This is a genomic window from Streptosporangium sp. NPDC000095, from assembly GCF_042899335.1.
GTDB lineage: Bacteria > Actinomycetota > Actinomycetes > Streptosporangiales > Streptosporangiaceae > Streptosporangium.
The window spans coordinates 1-19,845 of record NZ_JBIAZS010000033.1 but is presented as its reverse complement, the minus strand read 5'-3'; the positions used below and the strand labels follow the sequence as shown (position 1 = coordinate 19,845).

Here is a 19,845-nt window from a genome sequence, read left to right as displayed (position 1 = left end):
CCCTAGGATCGAAGCTCGGAGTCGATGAACCTGAACAGCTCCTCGGCGGTCGCCGGGACCTCCTCGCCCGCCCCCGCGCCCGGTTCCCGCACGCCCGGTTCCCGCTCGGCCGGGGCGAGCCGGCCGAGCAGGTGGCCGGCGAGAGCGGCCGGGGTCGGATGGTCGAACACGATGGTCGCCGGGAGCCGCAGCCCGGTGGCCTTGCCGAGCCGGTTGCGCAGTTCGACCGCGGTCAGCGAGTCGAAGCCGAGCTCCTTGAAGCTGCGGCCCTCCTCGGCCGCCTCCCCCGGAGCCCGCCCGAGCACCGCCTCCACATACCGGAAGACCGTCTCGGTCATCAGCTCCCCGCGGCGCGCCGGCTCGGTGTCGGCGAGCATCCGCGCCAGCGCGGGCTCGGCGGAGCCGGACCCGCCGGAGCCGTCGGCCTTCGCCGAAAGTGCGCGGCCGCGCACCAGGGACCGCAGCGGCGGGGCCGGGTCGGGGACTCCCGCCAGCCTCGCGAGGTTCAGCCGGACCGCGGCCAGGGTCGGCTCCGGCGCCGCCATCGCCGCGTCCAGCAGTGCCAGGCCGCGTCCCGGTGACAGCGGCAGCAGCCCGGACCGCGCCATCCTGGCCCGGTCGACGGCGGAGAGCGAGCCGGTCATGGTGCTCTCCGACCGCCACAGTCCCCAGGCGATCGAGGTGGCCGGGAGCCCTTCGCGGGTCCTGGCCACGGCGAGGGCGTCGAGGAAGACATTGGCCGCCGCGTAGGCCGACTGCCCGGCGCTGCCCACGATCCCCGCGGCGGAGGAGAACAGCACGAACGCGGCGAGGTCGAGGTCTCTGGTGAGCTCGTGCAGGTTCCAGGCGCCGTCCACCTTGGGCCGCAGCACCGCGTCGAGCCGTTCCGGGACGAGGTTGGCGAGCGTCGCGTCGTCCAGGACCCCGGCCGCGTGCACCACGGCCGTGAGGGGATGCTCGTCGGGGACCTCCGCGAGCACGCGGGCCAGCGCGCCGGCGTCCGCCACGTCCGCGGCGGCGATCGTCACCTTCACGCCGAGCCCGCCGAGTTCCGCACGGAGCCGTTCGGCGCCCTCCGCGAGGGCGCCCCGCCTGCTCAGCAGCAGCAGGTGCCCGACGCCGTGTTCCCTGGCCAGGTGCAGCGCGACAAGCCTGCCCACACCGCCGGTCGCGCCGGTGACCAGGACCGTGCCGTCGGCACGGATCGGCTCCGGAATCCGGAGGGCCACCTTGCCCACGTGCCGGGCGAGTCCGAGATGGCGGACGGCGTCCGGCGCCCGCCCGGCGTCCCAGGAGGTGACCGGGAGCGGCGTGAGGATCCCGCTCTCGAACAGGTCCGCGAGCTCGGCGAGCATCCGGCCGATCCGGTCCGGCCCCGCCTCGGCCAGGTCGAACGCCCGGTAGTGCACACCGTGCCGGGCGCGGACCTCCTCGGGGTCTCGTACGTCGGTCTTGCCCATCTCGATGAACCGCCCACCGGGAGCGAGCAGTTCGAGTGAGGCGTCCACGAACTCGCGGGCGAGCGAGTTCAGCACGATGTCCACGCCGCGCCCGCCGGTCGCCTCCCGCACCGCCCCGGCGAACGCCAGGTCCCGGGAGCCGGCGATCCTGCCGGGGGGCAGTCCGGCCTCTTCGAGCGCGGGCCACTTGGCGGGGCTCGCGGTGCCGAACACGGTCAGCCCCCAGTGGCGCGCCAGCTGGATCGCCGCCCCGCCGACGCCGCCCGCGGCGGAGTGCACCAGGACCCACTCCCCCCGGCGGGCGCCGGACAGGTCGCGCAGGGCGTAGTAGGCGGTGAGGAACACCGCGGGCACGGTCGCCGCCTGGGCGAACGACATGCCCTGCGGGATCGGTACCAGCAGACGGTGGTCGGTGACGGACTCGGGCCCTATCCCCCCGGAGATGAGACCCATCACCCGGTCGCCGGGACCGATACCGGTCACGTCGTCCCCGACCGCGAGCACCACCCCGGCGCCCTCGGTGCCCAGATCCGCCGCGCCCGGGTACATGCCCAGGGTGAGCATCGCGTCGCGGAAGTTCAGGCCGGCGACGCGGACGGCGACCCTGACCTCCTCGCGGCCCAGTGGCCTGTCCTCGACGGGCCGGTACGCCAGATCGTCGGCCACCCCGCTCTCGGCCGCCTCCAGCCGCCAGTTGCCCGCGCCGGACGGTACCGGGTCGCGCCGGCGTCGCCGGAGCCTGGGCACCAGTGTCCCGCCGCCCCTGATCGCGATCTGCGGCTCGCCGGACGCCACGGCGTCCAGGACCTCCGACAGCGGCGTGGAGACGGTCTCGGTGTCCACGATCACCACCCGGCCGGGCTCCTCGGCCTGCACGCCGCGGACCAGCCCCCACACTCCGGCGCCGGCGAGCGCGCCAGCGCGCTCGCCGGGAACCGCCTCCACGGCGCGGCAGGTGCGCACCACGAACAGCGTTTCCGCCAGCCTGTCGTCGGCCAGCCCTCGCCGGAGCGTTTCGAGCACCCGCAGCAGGGCGGCTCGGACCGCCTCCGGTACGGGCCCGGCCTCTTCGCCCGCCGAGACGACGAGCACCTCGGGCGCGGGCTCTCCCGCGTCCAGCGCCGCGAGCACCGCGCCGAGTCGCGGGTGGGCGGTCTCCTCGGCATCCGCGGTCTCCTCGGTGTTTCCGGTGTTTCCGGGAGCGCCGAGGACTCGCACGCGTTCGCGCGGCACACCGGCGCCGGGGCGCACAGGGTCCCAGGTGAGTTCGTACAGCAGGTCCTCCGTGCCCGCCGCGGCGAGGTCCGCCGGGTCGGCCGCGCGGAACGTCACCGCCTCGATGCCCGCCACCGGGTCGCCCTCGGTCGTGGTCAGGTCGACCGCGACCGTCTCCTCTCCGGTGCGGCGTACGCGTACCCGTACCGCCGAGGGCGCGGCGGCGTACCGGGTGAGGCCGCGCCAGGCGAAGGGCAACCGTACGGCGCCGTCGTCGGGGAACAGGCCCGCGAGCCCGACAGCGTGCAGCGCGGCGTCAAGCAGCGTGGGCGCGACGCGGTACCCGGGCGGGCCCTCCAGGAACACCTCCGCGAGGACCTCCTCCCCCGACCGCCACGCGCCGCGCAGGCCGCGGAAGGCCGGGCCGTAGTGATAGCCCCTCGCGGCCAGGTCCTCGTACAGCCCGCCAACGTCGACGGGCACCGCGCCGGATGGCGGCCACTCGGCACGAGCCGGCGGGGCGGCGGGTGCGGGGAGCGGGGCGAGCGAGCCGGCGGCGTACACCGTCCACGGCGCACCCAGCGGGTCACCGGTGTCCGCCGGTCGCGCGTGAACCCCGACAGGGCGCAGACCGTCCCGCTCGGCCGGGCCCACGGTCACCTGGATCTCGACCGCGCCGGAGTCGTCGAGCACCAGCGGGCGCCGGAGGGTCAGCTCGTCCACCCGCGCGACACCGGCCAGCTCCCCCGCGTGGCCCGCCAGTTCGGCGAGGACCGCGCCGGGGACCAGGACCGCGCCGTCCACCACGTGATCGCCCAGCCACGGCTGGTCGTCCAGGGAGAGCCTGCCGAAAAGCAGCAGGCCGTCCTCGGACGCCGCGCGCACGGCCGTGGACAGCAGCGGATGCGTGACCGGCCGCGCGCCCGCGGGGATCCCGGCGGTGGGCACCGGCGCGTCCAGCCAGTACCGGTGCCGGTCGAAGGCGTAGGTCGGCAGGACCGGCACCCGCCCTCGGCGCTCGCCGAGATATCCCGGCCAGTCGACCCGGACCCCGTTCACCCAGGCCTCGGCCACCGAGACCAGCACCCGTGCCATGCCCCCGTCGTCCCTGCGCAGTGTGCCCAGCACGGCGGGCCGTTCCACCCCGGGGAGCGCCTCCAGGATCTCCTGGACTCCCGTCCCGACGACGGGGTGCGGGCTCACCTCGACGAACACCTCGTGCCCTGCCTCGGCCGCCGCCTCCACCGCGGCCCGCAGCAGCACCGGCCGGCGGAGATTGCGGTACCAGTAGCCGGGGCTCCCGAAGCCGGTGCCGTCACCCGGCTCGATCGCCGCGCCGGTGACGGTGGAGAAGACGCCGGCGGTGAACGCGCGGCCCGGCGCGGGCGAGGGCAGGATCTCCAGCAGTTCGGCTTCGAGCGCCTCGACCTGGGGCGAGTGGGAGGCGTAGTCCACGTCCACCGGCCGCACCCGCACGCCCAGCTCCTCCAGTGCCCGTTCCACGCGGCGCACCGCTCCGGCCTCGCCGGCGACGACGGTCGAGGCCGGTCCGTTGAGCGCGGCGACCGACACCGCGTTCCCCGCGTTCCCCGCGTTCCCTGTGCCCCCTGCATCCTCTGAGAGTCCGAGATTCTCGAGGATCGCGTGCACCCGCTCCCGCGAGGCCGCGACCGACAGCATCGCCCCGCCGCCCGCGATCTTGCGGATGGCCCGGCTGCGCAACGCCACCACCGCCGCCGACTCCTCCAGTGACAGCGCGCCCGCGGCGAGCGCGGCGGCGATCTCGCCCTGCGAGTGACCGATGACGGCGGCGGGCCGTACGCCGAAGGACTCCCAGAGCGCGGTGAGCCCGGTCATCACCGCCCACAGGACCGGCTGCACCACGTCCACCCGCCCCAGGCCGACGCCGCCGCGCAGCGCGTCCAGCAGCGACCACCCGGTCACCGGGTCGAGAGCGTCGGCACATTCGCCTATCCTGCGGGCGAAGACCGGCGACTCGGTGAGCAGCGCGCGGGCCATGCCCTCCCACTGCGCACCCTGGCCGGGGTAGACAAGGACCGGCAGGCGCGAGTCCCCGGCGTACCCGCTCACCGCCGACGCCGACGGCGCACCGTCCGCGACGGCGGACAACCCCGCCAGCGCCTCCTCGCGATCGCCGGCCACGACGACCGCGCGGTGGCCGAACTCGGCCCTGGTGGTCACCAGGGCCGCCGCGACATCGGCGAGGGCGACCCCCGGATTCCGCTCCAGGTAGGCGCGCAGCCGCCGCGCCTCGCCTCCGAGCGCGCGCGCCGACCTCGCCGACAGGACGAGCGGGACCGGGCCGCCGAAAGGCTCCGGTGCGGGAGCGGCCTCGGGCGCGGGCGGCTCCTCGATGACGACGTGCGCGTTGGTCCCGCTCATGCCGAAGGCGGAGACCCCGAACCGCCGCGGACGCTCCCCGGCGGGCCAAGGGGTGTTCTCGGTGAGCAGCGCGACACCACCCCGCTCCCAGTCGACGTGGCGCGACGGCCTGTCGACGTGCAGCGTGCGCGGCAGCGTCCCGTGCTCCAGCGCCATGACCATCTTGATGATCCCGCCGACGCCGGCCGCCGCCTGGGTGTGCCCGATGTTGGACTTGAGCGAGCCCAGCATGAGCGGCGGGCGGTCCCCGCGCGCCGCCCCGTACGTGGCGAGCAGCGCCCGCGCCTCCACCGGGTCGCCCAGGGTGGTGCCGGTGCCGTGCGCCTCCACCGCGTCCACGTCGGCCGGTGAGAGGCGCGCGGCGTGCAGGGCCTCCTCGATCACCCGCTCCTGGGAGGGTCCGTTGGGCGCGGTGAGCCCGTTGCTGGCGCCGTCCTGGTTCACCGCCGACCCCTTGAGCACGGCCAGCACGGGATGCCCGTTGCGCCGCGCGTCCGACAGTCGTTCCACCAGCAGCAGCCCGACGCCCTCGCTGAAGCCCGTGCCGTCGGCGGCGTCGGCGAACGCGCGGCACCGTCCGTCGGGTGAGAGCCCGCGCTGGCGGCTGAACTCCACGAAGGTCGCGGGTGTCGCCATGAGCGTGGCCCCGCCGACCAGCGCGAGATCGCACTCCCCGTCGCGCAGCCCCCGCTCCGCCAGGTGGAGCGCCACCAGCGAGGACGAGCAGGCCGTGTCCACGGTGATCGCGGGCCCCTGCAGGCCGTAGGTGTAGGCGATCCGGCCCGAGGCCACGCTCCCGGCGCTGCCGGTGCCCAGATACCCCCCGTACTCGCGCGGGTCGTCCTGCGCCCGGCCGCCGTACTCGGTGTAGATCAGGCCGACGTAGACACCGGTCCGGGAGCCGCGCAGGCCGGCCGGGTCGATGCCCGCGCGCTGGAACGCCTCCCACGAGGTCTCCAGCAGCAGCCGCTGCTGCGGATCGGCGGCCTTGGCCTCGCGCGGATTCATCTCGAAGAAGTCCGCGTCGAAGTCGGCGGCCTCGTGGAGGAACCCGCCGTCGCGCGCGTAGGACGTCCCCGGATTGTCCGGGTCGTCGTCGAACAGGGCGCCCAGGTCCCAGCCCCGGTCGGCGGGAAACGGCCCGACCGCGTCCCCGCCCGACTCCAGGAGATCCCACAGCTGTTCGGGGGTGCTGACGCCACCCGGGTAGCGGCAGGCCATCGCGACGATCGCGATGGGATCCTCGGCCTCCCGCCCGCGCCGGGCCACGGCGCGGGACGGGCCCTCCGGCGCGGTACGGCTCAGATGGCGGGCCAGGGCACGCGGGCTCGGATGGTCGAACACGAGCGTGCTCGGCAGGCGGCGGCCCAGAAGGCGGCTCAGATGGTCCCTGAGCCGCACCCCCGTCATGGAGTCGAGTCCGAGGTCGCGGAAGGGCCGGTCCGGGCGGACGTCCCGGGCGGACTCGTAGCCGAGGATGCCGGCGACCGCCCGCCCGACCAGGTCCAGCACCCGCTCCTCCCGCTCGCTCCCGGAAAGCCCCGCCAGCACGTCCACCGGCCCGGCGTCCTCGGGAGCGGCCCGCCCGGGCCCTTCCCGAGAACGTCGCACCGCGCGGCGCGCCCAGGGGACGGAGACGGGATCGGGGGCCTGCGCCTGGCCGGACCTCTCGGCGGCCGGGCGGACGCGCACCTCCTCGACGCTCAGCACCGTCCGGCCCGTGGCGTCGAACGCGGCGAGCGAGAAGGTGGCAGACCCGGTCCAGGTCAGACGGACGCGCACCGGACCCGTCGCGGCGGCGTACGACCGTACGCCGGTCCAGCTGAACGGCACGACCGCCTCGGGCCGCTCCCCCCGCTCGGAGGCAGCGACCGCCCGGTCGAGGAAGGCCACCTGCGCCATCCCGTCCAGCAGAGCGGGATGGAGCACGAATCCCTCCTCGCCCGCGCCGGTCCGGCCTCCGTCCCCGTCCGGCGGGCTCACCTCGGCGAACACGCCGCCGGCCGAGCGCCAGGCGGCACCCACGCGGCGCAGGCGGGGGCCGTAGCGCACACCCGCGTCGGCCAGGCGGGCGTAACCGGCGTCCACGTCGACGGGCTCGGCGTCCGCAGGCGGCCACGCCTCCGAGATCCCCGCCCGCGCCACGATGTCGGCGACGTCGGCGTCGCCCGCGCTCAGCGAGCCCGAGGCGTGCAACCTCCACGGCTCCACAGCGCCTCCGGGGTCTCCGGTGTTCCCGGCGTCTCCGGTGTCCCCGCCTCCCGGCCGGGCGTGGACCGTGAACGTCGCACCCGCGCCGCCGTCCTCGGCGTTCACCTCCACCTGGACCTGTACGGGACCGTCCGGCACGTCCACCGGGGCGAGGAGTGCGATGTCGTCCACCCTCGGCAGACCGAGACGCTCCCCTGCCGCGAGCGCCAGCTCGACCAGCGTGCTCCCGACGAGCACCGGACGCTCTCCGAGCCGGTGCTCGCGGGCCCAGCCGCCCGGCCCGCCGGGCACACCTCCGGTGAACAGCACCGCCCGCCCGTCCGCCGGCTCCACGACCACCTCCAGGAGCGGGTGCCCCGCCCCGGCGGGGCCGGTCGAGAGCGGCGTCCCCTCGGTGCGGGTGTCGAGCCAGAATCGTCGTTCCTGGAACGCGTAGGTGGGCAGGGCGACGCGGCGTCCCCGCGCGGCCGCCCCCCACTCGACGTCGAGACCGGCCGCGAACAGGCTCCCTGCCGAGGTGAGCAGCTGGTCCAGCCCTCCGTCGCCGCGACGGAGCGTGGCCAGCGCGTGCGCCTCCACACCGGCCTCGTCGAAGGTGTCGCGCAGCGGAGCCACGAGCACCGGATGAGGGCTGACCTCGAGGAAGCACCGGTGGCCCGCCTCCAGGAGCGCGGTGACGGTCTCGGCCAGGCGAACCGGCCGGCGAAGGTTGTCGTACCAGTACCCGGCACCGAGCGCGCTCGTGTCGATCTCGGCGGCCGTGACCGTGGAGAAGAAACCGACGGCGGACGTCCGCGGGCGGAGACCGGCGAACCGGGCGAGCAGGGGCTCCCGCAGCGTTTCGACGGCCGGTGAGTGGGACGCGTAGTCGACGGGGACGAGCCGCGCCCGCACCCCCTCGGCCTCGCAGCGGGCGACGAGGTCGCGCACCGCGCCCGCCTCCCCGGACACCACGGTCGCGTCCGGACCGTTGACCGCGGCGACGACGATCTCGTCGCGGCCGCCGAGCCGGCGACGTACTTCTCCGGCGGGCAGGCCGATCGACGCCATCGCCCCGCTCCCCGCGATGTCCGCGAGGGCGGCGCTGCGCCGGGCCACCAGCGCCGCCGCGTCGGCCAGGTCCAGGGCTCCCGCGACATGGGCGGCGGCGATCTCACCCTGCGAATGTCCCACCACCGCGGCCGGTTCCACCCCGAGGGAACGCCACACCGCGGCGAGCGAGACCATCATCGAGAACAGGGCGGGCTGCACCACGTCGACCCGGCCGAGCAGGGTCTCCTCACCGGAGGACACCACCTCCAGCAGGTCCCAGCCGACGTGCGGCGCCAGTGCCTCGGCGCACCGCCGCATCTCGTCGCCGAACGGTTCTGAGGCGGCGAGGAGATCGCGGGCCATCCCGGCCCACTGCGACCCCTGGCCGGGGAACACGAAGACCGGCCGCCCGTTCACCGTCGCCTCGCCCCGCACCGCGCGCCGGGAGGGAAGCCCTTGTTCCACCAGCGCCAGTTCCCCGGCGAGCCGGTCGAGGTCGGTACCGACGGCGACCGCGCGGTGGGACAGGTCGGCACGCCCGGTGCGGAGGCTGTGGGCGACGTCGGCCGGGGACAGGCCCGGATTCTCCGCCACGTGTGCCCGCAGCCGGCCGATCTGGTCACGCAGCGCCTGCTCGGTGTGCCCGGACACCGTCCACACCACCGGCGCCGGAGCCCCGGTGCCGCCCGTCCGGGAGGATTCCGGCGCCCCGGACCGCTCCTCGGGTGACTTCTCCGAGGGCTCCTCCGCGGGCTCCTCGATGACGACGTGCGCGTTCGTGCCGCTGATCCCGAACGAGGAGACCCCGGCCCGGCGCGGGCGGTCCCGCTTCGGCCACGCCCTCGCTCCGGTGAGTGGGGCGAGCCCTCCGGCGTCCCAGTCGACGTGCGGTGACGGCTCGTCGATGTGCAGGCTCGCCGGGAGCACCCCGTGCCGCATCGCCATCGCCATCTTCATCACACCGCCGATGCCCGCCGCGGCCTGGGTGTGCCCGATGTTGGACTTGAGCGAGCCCAGCCACACCGGATCCGTCGCCGGGTGTGCCCGGCCGTAGGTCTCCATGAGGGCGCCCGCCTCGATCGGGTCGCCCAGGCCGGTGCCGGTGCCGTGCCCCTCGACGGCGTCCACCTCGGCGGGGTCGAGACCGGCGTCGGCCAGCGCGGCGAGGATCACCCGCCGCTGCGCCACCCCGTTGGGCGCCGACAGCCGGCTGCTCGCGCCGTCGGAGTTGACCGCGCTGCCGCGCAGCACCGCGACGATCGGGTGTCCCCTGCGCCTGGCCTCCGAGAGGCGCTCGACGAGCACCAGACCGACCCCTTCCGCCCAGCCGGTGCCGTCGGCCGAAGCGGCGTACGCCTTGCAGCGGCCGTCGGGCGAGAGCCCGCGCTGGCGGCTGAACTCGACGAACGTCGCCGGGGTGGCCATGACCGTGCTCCCGCCCGCGACGGCCATCTCGCAGTCTCCCCGGCGCACCGCCTGCGCCGCGTAGTGCAGCGCCACCAGCGAGGACGAGCACGCGGTGTCCACGGTGACCGCGGGTCCCTGCAACCCGAAGGTGTAGGCGACGCGGCCCGAGGCGATGCTTCCCGCGCTTCCCGTGCCGACGAACCCCTCGAAACCCTCGGGCGCGCGGACGTGGCGGGAACCGTAGTCGGAGTACATGACGCCGGCGAACACCCCGATCCGCTCCCCCGACAGGGAGCGCGGGTCCATCCCGGCGCGCTCGAACACCTCCCAGGCGGTCTGCAGGAGCAGCCGCTGCTGCGGGTCGATCGTCAGCGCCTCGCGAGGGCTGACGCCGAACAGCTCGGGGTCGAAGTCGGCGGCGGAGTACAGGAAGCCGCCCTCAGCGGCGTAGCTGGTGCCCTCCCTGTCCGGGTCGGGGTCGATCAGCTCCTCCAGCGGCCAGCCGCGGTCATTCGGGAACGGGCCGATCGCGTCGGTCCGTGCCTCCACCAGTCGCCACAGGTCCTCCGGCGACCGGACGCCGCCGGGGTACCTGCAGGCCATGGAGACGATCGCCAGCGGCTCGCGGGCGGCCTGCTCCAGTCGTTCCAGTGCCGCGCGGGTGCGCATCAGGTCGGCCGTGGTGCGCCGGAGGTACTCGCGGAACCTGTCTTCGTTCGCCATCGGTGAACCGCTCCCCGTGGTCGTCCTCGAAAGTGCCAGAGACGTCGGATCAGTCGCTCAGTTCTCGGTCCAGCAGCCCGAACAGCTCATCATCGGACGCTGAATCCACACCAAAGAGCGGCTCTCCCGCGCCGTTCACGGCGGTCTCGCCGGTGTCCAGCGCGTTCAGCGCGGCCCGCAGCGCCCGGACCAGGTCGACGCGACGCCGGTGGCCGGGGTCCAGGTCCGAGGCCGAGGAGACCCAGGTGTCCAGCGCCGTCGTGTCGAACGCGGGCCGGGCGAGGGCGCTGTGCTCCAGCAGGTGCTCCAGCAGGTGCTCGGTCAGCGCCCGTACGGTCGGGTGGTCGAACAGCACGGTCGCGGGAAGCCGCTCGCCGACCTCGGCGCCCAGCCGGTCGCGCAGCTCGATCGCCGTCAGCGAGTCGAGACCCAGGTCGAACAGTCCCCGGTCGTCGGGAACCTGCGCCGGTCCCGCGAGCCCGAGCACCTCCGCGACCCGGCCGGCGACCGTGTCGCGCACCACGGCGCGCGACACGGTCTCGTCCATGCCGTGCAGGCGCCGGGCGAGCGGCACGGCCGCCACGGCGGGCCGGGCGGGAACCAGGTCACCGAGCACGTCGGGAAGGTCGTCCTGTCTGCGGGCGAGCGCCGCCCGATCGAACCAGGCGGGTACCACCACGGCCAGGCCGCTCGCCAGCGACCTGTCGAGCAGATCCAGCCCCGCGCCGACGGGCAGCGCGCGGATGCCCAGCCTGTCGAGCCTGGTCCGCGCCGCTCCGTCGAGCCCGGCCGCCATCCCGGTGTCCGATCCGGTCTCCCACAGCCCCCAGGCGAGGGACGCGCCCGGCAGGCCCGCCGCCCGCCTGTGGTGGGCGAGCGCGTCCAGGAAGGCGTTCGCCGCCGCGTAGCCCGTCTGCCCGGCGTTGCCCAGCACGCCCGCGACCGAGGAGAACAGCACGAACGCCGTCAGCGGCAGATCCCCGGTGAGGCGGTGCAGGTTCCAGGCCGCGTCCACCTTGGGGCGCAGGACCCGTTCCAGCCGCTCGCCGGTCGTGTTCTCCAGCACCGCGTCGTCGAGCGTGCCGGCTATATGGAACACGGCACCGAGCGGCCTGTCCTGGTCGACACCGGCGAGCAGTGCCTCGGTGGCCGCCGTGTCCGCGAGGTCGCACGCGGCCGTCCGGATCCGCGCCCGGTCGCCGAGTTCCCCGGCGAGGGCGCGCAGCGCCGGATCGGCGTCGCCGCGCCTGCTGACCAGCAGGAGATGCCGGGCGCCGTACTCGGCGACGAGGTGGCGGACGACCGCGGCGCCGAGCGCGCCGCCGGCGCCGCTCACCAGCACGGTGCCCGTCCCGAGCTCAGGTGGGGTCCCGGGTGAGCCCGTCACCGCGCGCAGGCGCGGCCGGAACGCCTCTCCCCGGCGGATGGCGAGCTCACCGGGCCTGGCCGCCACCGCGCGCGACAGCAGCGCGGACGACTCCCCGTGCCCGTCGACGTCGACGATGCTGATCCGTCCGGGGTACTCCCTGCGTGCGGCGCGGACCAGGCCCCACAGCGAGGCCTCCGCCAGCCCCGTCAGCCGGTCGTCACCGTCCACCGCGACCGCCCCGCGCGTCACCACCACCAGGTGTGTCCGCTCGGGCAGCGTGAGGATGCTCTCGCGGACCGCCAGAAGGCAGGCGCGGACGGCGGCGGCCGGGTCGTCCTGCTCCGCCTCGTAGGAGATCGTGGCGAACGGCAGGTGCAGGCCGTGCCCGCCGGAGGTCAGCACGATCGTGTCCTCGCCGTGCCCGCCGCCCTCCTCGCCCGCCGGTGCCGTGGCGGCCGGCTGAGCGGGGATCCAGGCGAGCTCGTACGGCCGGGCCGCGAACCCGCCGCGTGACAGGGCACTCTCCTCGACCCTGCGCACCCGGACCTCACCGGCCGACAGCACCGGACGCGCCACGGTGCCGCCCCTGCCGGTCGGGCCGTCCGCGTCGGCCGCGTCGACTACGTCGAGGGCGAACGTCCCTTCACCGGTGTGCCGGATCCTGACCCGCAGCGGCCCTCGTGGCAGGCCGTGCACGCGCACCTCCCGCCAGGTGTGCGGCACCTGGACGCCTCCCTCCACCGCCTCGCCCGCGTCGGCGATCCACGCGTGCAGGGCGGCGTCAAGCAACCCCGGGACGAGGTCGCCGCCGGTGTCCACCTCGGCGTAGAGCTCGTCCCCGGTCGTCCACAGTGCGCGCAGGCCCTGGAACGCCGGGCCGTAGTCGTACCCACGCTCGGCGAAGACCTCGTAGATCCCCGTGACGTCCACCGCGCGTGCCTCGGGCGGGCGGTGACCTGACCAGCCGGGTACGGGGCCTTCACCGTCCAGCACGGCCTCGGCGTGCAGGGTCCACTCGCCGTCGGCCTGTTCCCCGCCAGAGCGCGCGTGTATCCGCACCGTGGCGTCCGCCACCGTGACCCGCAGGTGCACCTCCTCCTCCGCACCGACCGTGACGGGGGCGTGCAGCGTGAGCTCCCGCACCGTCGTCATGCCGTGCCGATCCGCCAGCCATCCCAGCAGATCCACGAGGGCGGTGGCCGGGAGGACCGGCGTACCCGCCAGCGCGTGGTCCGCCAGCCACGGCTGCCGCCGCTGGGAGAGCACTCCCGTGTAGAGGGTCTGTGCTCCGTCCGGCACGGCGATCGAGGCGGTGAGCAGCGGGTGGCCCGGATCCTCGGCGCCGATTCCGGCGGCGGTCCCGTCTTCGGCCGGCGGCAGGAGCCACAGGCGCTCCCGCTTGAAGGGGTAGGTGGGCAGCGGAACGATGACGGTATTTCCGCCGTTTCCAGCATTCCTGCCGTTTCCGCTGTTCTCGCTGTTTCTGTCGTTCTCGCCGTTTCCGCCGAGCAGCGCCCGCCAGTCCCAGGCGACACCCGCGATGAAGGCCCGCGCCACGAACGACCAGAGCGCGAACCCGTCGTCGTGCCTGCGGTCGAGCACGGAGATCGCCACGACGTCCTCTCCCAGGTCGTGCTGCCGGACCATCGCGGTCAGCGCGGCGTCCGGCCCGACCTCCAGGAAGCGCGCCGCGCCCAGCTCCCGCATCCGGCCGACCGCGTCGGCGAACCGCACGGTCCCGCGTACCTGGGCGGCCCAGTGCGCGGCCGACCCGAGTGTGTCCGCCCCGCTCTCTCGCGCGGTCAGCGTGGACACCACGGTGCGGGTCCCCGGTACGGCGCGCAGGTCGCCGATCTCCTCGCGGAAGGCCGTGAGCATCGGCTCCATGTGCGCGGAGTGGAACGCGTGGCTGACGGTGAGCGACCTGGTACGGTGCCCGTTCACCGCCAGGACGCCGGCCAGTTCCTCGACGGCTCCGGTGTCGCCCGAGAGCACCACGGAGCCGGGCGCGTTCACCGCCGCGACGTCAACGCGCGCCCCTGTCTCGGCGACGAGCCGTTCCACGGTCGGCAGGTCGGCCTGGACCGCGGTCATCGCGCCTCCTGCGGGGAGTTCCTGCATCAGGCGCCCGCGGGTCGCGACGAGTGCCACCGCGTCGGGCAGGCTCAGCATGCCACCGACGTGGGCGGCGGTGATCTCGCCGATGGAGTGCCCGGCGAGGAGGTCGGCGGGCAACCCCCACGACTCCAGCAGCCGGAACAGCGCGACCTCCACCGCGAACAGCGTGGCCTGGGTGTACCGGGTCTGGTCGATCGGCCCCGCGGCGATGTCCCCGGACACCACTCCGGCCACGTCCGTGCCGTCCACCCTGCGGAACTCGGCGCAGACCTCGTCGAAGGCCCGCGCGTACGCCGGGAACGAGCCGTACAGCGCGGCTCCCATGCCGACGCGCTGGCTGCCCTGGCCGGTGAACAGCACGGCGGTTCCGCCGCGCGCCGGTGTGCCCGTGAGCACCGCCGGGAAGGCCCCGGGCGGCGTCGCGGTGCCGTCGATGAGGTGGCCGAGGCCCGCGAGCAACTCGCTCCGGTCGCGGCCGAGTACCACGGCACGCCGTTCGAAGGCGGTCCGCGTCGTCGCCAGGGACAGGGCGACGTCGATGGCCCGCAGACCGGGGGTGGCGAGCACGTGCCGCCTGAGACGGACCGCCTGCTCCCGCAGCCCTGCCGCGTCACGGGCGCTGAGCACCCACGGCACCACCGCTCCGTCGACGGCGCCGTCGGTGGCGCCGTCGCCCGCCGCCACGGGCGTCTCCTCACCCGACTCGAGGACGACGTGGGCGTTGGTGCCACTGATCCCGAACGACGAGACCGCCGCCCTGCGCGGCCCCGGCGTGTCCGGCCAGGCGACCGGCTCGGCGGGCACGGACACGGTGCCGTCCGACCAGTCGACGTGCTCGGTGAGCCTTCCCCGGTGCAGGGTGGCCGGGACCTGCCCGTGCCGCATGGCGAGCACCATCTTGATGATCCCGGCGACCCCCGCGGCGGCCTGCGTGTGCCCGATGTTTGACTTCACCGAGCCCATGAGCAGCGGGTTCCGGTCCTCGCGGTCGCGACCGTAGGTGTTGAGCACCGCGCCGGCCTCGATCGGGTCGCCGAGCCTGGTTCCCGTGCCGTGCGCCTCCAGCACGTCCACGTCCGCGGGCCGCAGTCCCGCGCTGCGCAGGGCACCGCGGATGACCCGCTCCTGGGAGGGTCCGTTCGGCGCCGTGAGGCCGTTGCTGGCGCCGTCCTGGTTGACCGCGGAACCGCGGACGACGGCCAGCACCCGGTGCCCGTTGCGGCGGGCGTCCGAGAGCCGCTCCAGGACGAGCAGCCCGACGCCCTCACCCCACGCGGTACCGTCCGCGTCGGCCGAGAACGGCTTGCAGCGGCCGTCGGGTGCCAGGCCGCGCTGCCGGCTGAACTCGATGAACGTGGCCGGGCTCGCCATGACGGTCACGCCGCCGGCCAGGGCGAGCGTGCACTCGCCCAACCTGAGCGCCTGAGCCGCCTGGTGGACCGCGACCAGCGACGAGGAGCAGGCGGTGTCCACGGTCACCGCCGGCCCCTCCAGACCGAGGGTGAAGGAGATGCGGCCGGAGGCGACGCTGCCCGCGCTGCCGCTCACCAGGTATCCCTCCAGATCCCCGGCGGTACCGCGGCGCTGGTGCACCCGCGCGCCGTAGTCGGAGTACATGACGCCGACGAAGACGCCGCTCTGCGTGCCGCGCAGGGCGGCCGGGTCGATCCCCGCGTCCTCCACCGCCTCCCACGCTGTCTGCAGCAGCAGTCGCTGCTGTGGGTCGACGGCGAGTGCCTCGCGCGGGCTGATCCCGAAGAACCCGGGATCGAACTCGGCGGCGTCGCGCAGGAAACCGCCGTGCCGGGTGGAGGAGGTCCCCGAGCGCTCGGGATCGGGGTCGAACAGATCCGGGTCCCAGCCACGGTCGGCGGGGAACTCCGAGATGGCGTCACCCCCCGAGACGAGCAACTCCCACAGCTCTGCCGGGGTACGCACCCCGCCGGGGAACCGGCACGCCATGCCGACGATCGCGATCGCGTCGTCGGCGGCACCGCGCGGCACGGCCGGGTCCTTCGGCTCGTCCCTCGTTCCGGCGCCCGTCACCTCGTCGAGGAAACGGATCAGGGCGACCGGGTTCGGATGGTCGAAGACGATCGTTCCCGGCAGGCGGACACCGAGCTCGCCACTGAGCCGGTCGCGCAGCTCCACCGCCGTCAGGGAGTCGAAACCGAGGTCGCTGAAGGAGCGTTCCGGGTCGACCTCCGCGCCGCCGGCGTGTCCGAGCACCGCCGCGACCGCGTCGAGCACCAGGTGGGAGGTGTCCCGCGTCGGCGTGGCCGACGCGTCCGTCGTGTTCGCTGTGTTTGCTGTGTCCGGTGCCCGCCGGACGGCGACGGGGCCGCGGTGCCGTTCCACCGCCCGAGGGTCGAGGTGCGCCGCGACCACCGCGGCGGTGTCCAGCCGCAGGGCACGGTCGAACAGCGCGATCCCCTCGGCCTCGCCCATCGGCTTGATGCCCGCCCTGCCGAGGCGGGCGACGTCGCGTTCGGTGAGCCCGGCGCCCATGCCGGTGCCGATGTCCCACAGCCCCCAGTGGACGGTCACTCCGTGCCCGCCGGCCAGCCGCCTGCGGTGGGTGATCGCCTCCAGCGCCGCGTTGGCCGCGCAGTAGCCGCCCTGCCCCGCGGTGCCGACGACGCCGGCGACCGATCCGAACAGCACGAACGCGTCGAGTTCCGTACCGCGCGTGGCCTCGTCCAGGTTGCCGGCTGCCACGGCCTTGGCCTCGATCATCCGGCGGAGCGCGTCGGCGGGAAGCCGTTCGACGGCCGCGTCCTCGACGACGCCCGCGGCGTGCACCACACCGGTCAGCGGGGTGTCCGGCGCGGTCAGCAGATCGGCGAGGGCGTCCCGGTCGGACGGGTCGCAGGCCCGGATGGCGACGCGGGCGCCGAGTGCGGCCAGTTCGGCCTCGACGTGGGCGGCGTCGGGGTGTCCCTCGCCGCGACGGCTGACCAGCAGGAGGTTTCTCACGCCGTGCCGGGTGACGAGATGGCGCGCGATCCGGCGGCCGAGCGCGCCGAGGCCGCCGGTGATGAGCACGGTGCCACCCGCGGCGCTGCGCGGCCAGGCCGCTCCGTCCGCCGCGGCCCCGGACTCGGTTCCAGGCTCGGGCTCGGATCCGAACTCGGTCATGGTCCTGAGTCCGGAGTAGAGCTCGGCTCCGGACTCGGGCTCGGCTCCCGCTCCCGCTCCGGGCTCGGGCTCGGGCTCGGGCTCGGGCGACAGTCTGGGGACCCGCGGTACGCCGTCACGGAGCGCTGCCTCGGGCTGTTCGGTACCGATCGCCGCGAGCAGCGCGGGATCGGCTGCCTCGTCGTCGCCGATGTCCAGCAGCGCGAACCTGCCGGGATGCTCGGCCCGTGCCGCCCGTACCAGGCCCCACAACGCGGCGGCCGAGGGGCGCGAGGTCTCGCCGTCGTCGACGGCGAGACCTCGGGTGAGGAAGACCAGCAGTCCGTCCTCCGCCTCGGCCAGCCAACGCCGGACGGCCTGGCGCGCCCTCTCCACCTCGGCGTACGGATCGTCGCCGTCGTCGGTGAGGGCGAGCAGCACGGTGCCGGTGAGCCGCTCGGGGAGAGATCTGTTCACCGTGAGGTCACCAGTCGTGGGCACCGGCGGCGCCACGGCCTCCCAGCGGAGGCGATACAGCCCCGCCGCGGACGGCAGCGGGCGCAGCCGCAGCCGTTCCACGGTCAGCACGGGCTGCCCGTCGTCGCCGGTCAGGTCGATCCGGTAGGTGTCCGGGTCCACCGGGGTCAGATGGGCCCGCACCCTGGTCGCGTGCGCGGCGTGCAGCCGTACCCCGTCCAGGGCGTAGGGGACGCGCCGCGGCCCGTCGATCCCATGCAGCGAGATCGTGTGCAGGACGGCGTCGAGAAGAGCCGGGTGCAGACCGTACCGGGTGGCCTCGCTCCGGAGCGGCGCGGGAAGCTCCGCCTCGGCGTAGAGATCCGCCCCGTTCAGCCAGGCCGCGCCCAACCCCTGGAACGCCGGCCCGTACTCGTAGCCGTGCCCGGCCAGCAGCCGGTAGGTCGCCTCAAGGCCGCCCTCGTCGAGGCGGGTGCCGGACTCGAAGGGCGTTGCCGCGCGGCCGGGGGTGATCTCCGCGTCGGTGAGCATCGCGGTGACGTGGGAGGTCCATTCCGTGCCCGCCGCGCGGCCGCGCACGGTGAGCTCCCCTGCCGGGGACACGCTCACCTGGAGCTGGGTCTCCGCGGCACCGTCCAGCTCCAGCGGCGTGCGCATCACGAAATCGCCCAGCGCGGGGCGGCCGATGCTCGCACCGATCGCCAGAGCCAGCTCGGCCAGTGCCGCGGCCGGGACGAGCAGCCGTCCGTCGACGCGGTGCTCGGCCAGCCACGGTTGTCTGCGCGCGGACAGCGCGCCGGTGAAGAGCCGTGCGCCGTCCGGCAGCTCGGTCGAGGCCGTGAGCAGCGGGTGCGGGGAGGCGTCCAGCCCATAGGTGGCGGGCCGCCCGTCGTCCTCGGTCGGCAGGAGCCAGTAGTGCCGTGTCTCGAACGGGTAGGTGGGCAGGTCCACCAGCCGGCCACCGGCCAGCAACGGACCGAAGTCGACCGGAACCCCCGCCGCGTGCAACGCGCCCAGCGCGGCCCCGAAGGTGGCCGCCTCCGGTCGGCCTGGCCGTAGCAGGGGTACGGCGAGCACCCCGTCGGTACTCTCCCGCGCCATCGCGGCGAGCGATCCGTCCGGCCCCAGCTCGGCGAACCGGGTCACCCCTGACCGGTGTGCGGCGCGCACCGCGTCGGCGAACCGTACCGCTCCGCGAAGCTGGGCGACCCAGTAGTCCGGCGCCGACATCTCCCCCTCGCCGGCGAGCGTTCCGGTCACCGTCGAGATGACGGGGAGGTGGGGGGTGTGGAAGGAGAGTCCGGACACCACCCGGCGGAACTCGTCGAGGACTCCGTCCATGTGCGCGGAGTGGAAGGCGTGATCGACCTTCAGCCGCGCGGCCTTGTGCCCGGCCTCCTTCCATCGCCCGACCAGGCGGTCGATCTCGTCCGCGTCACCGGACAGCACCACCGCCGCGGGGCCGTTGACCGCGGCGATCTCCACCCTGCCGCCGGAGGTGGCGGCCAGCTCCGCCGCCTCGGCCTCGGTGGCGGAGAAGGCGGCCATCGCCCCGCCCTCCCTGCCGGACTGCATGAGCCTGCCCCGCGCGGTGACCAGCGCGCAGGCGTCGTCCAGGTCCAGGACGCCCGCGACGTGGGCCGCGGCGAGCTCGCCGACGGAGTGGCCGATCAGGAAGTCCGGCCGCAGCCCATGGGACTCGGCCAACCGGTACAGGGCGACTTCCAGGGCGAACAGCACGGGCTGTGCGTACCGGGTCCGCCGCAGCCGGTCCGCGTCGCCGATGACCAGTTCCCGCAGGCCGACACGCAGGTGCGGCTCCATCGACGCGGAGATCTCGTCGAACGCCTTCGCGTAGGGTGCGGATGTCTCCAGCAGTTCCGCGCCCATCCCGGTCCGCTGGGTGCCCTGCCCGGAGAAGAGGAACGCGAGGCGCTGGTCGGGAAGTGCGCGTCCTGCCTCGACTCGGGGATGGTGTTCGCCGTCGCGGAGCGCCGCCAGCGCGGCCGCCGCGTTCTCCTCGTCGGCGTCGACGACGGCCCGGTGCTCGAACCTGGGGCGCCTGGCGAGGGTGAGGCCGATGTCGCGCAGGCCGGGCGCCGTGCCCGAGGTGAGGACATCGTGCAGTGCCCCGGCCTGCGCCCGCAGCGCCGTCCCGGTCTTCGCCGACAGGACGAGCGGCACCGGGCCTTCATCGTCCGGGAGGTCCTCGGGTTCCGGGTCGTCGGGTGCCTGTTCGAGGATGACATGCGCGTTGGTCCCACTGATCCCGAACGACGACACCCCCGCCCGCCGCACCCCACCCCACTCAGG

2 protein-coding genes are annotated in these 19,845 nt (G+C 74.9%); both read right to left on the bottom strand.

Going from position 1 to position 19,845, the window contains the following annotated elements; translation table 11 throughout:
* Positions 1-2: 2 nt before the first annotated feature.
* Positions 3-10,451 (bottom strand): SDR family NAD(P)-dependent oxidoreductase, encoded by a 10,449-nt coding sequence (locus tag ACFY3V_RS38685; RefSeq protein ID WP_389780304.1) that lies wholly within the window; start codon positions 10,449-10,451, stop codon positions 3-5.
* A gap of 49 nt (positions 10,452-10,500) precedes the next feature.
* Positions 10,501-19,815: an SDR family NAD(P)-dependent oxidoreductase gene (locus ACFY3V_RS38680; RefSeq protein ID WP_389780302.1), complete on the bottom strand. Its 9,315-nt coding sequence runs from the start codon at positions 19,813-19,815 to the stop codon at positions 10,501-10,503.
* Positions 19,816-19,845 lie beyond the last annotated feature (30 nt).

Excerpts from the sequence above, each read along its gene's own strand:
- ACFY3V_RS38685 (WP_389780304.1), bottom strand. The coding sequence starts at position 10,451 with ATGGCGAACGAAGACAGGTTCCGCGAGTACCTCCGGCGCACCACGGCC.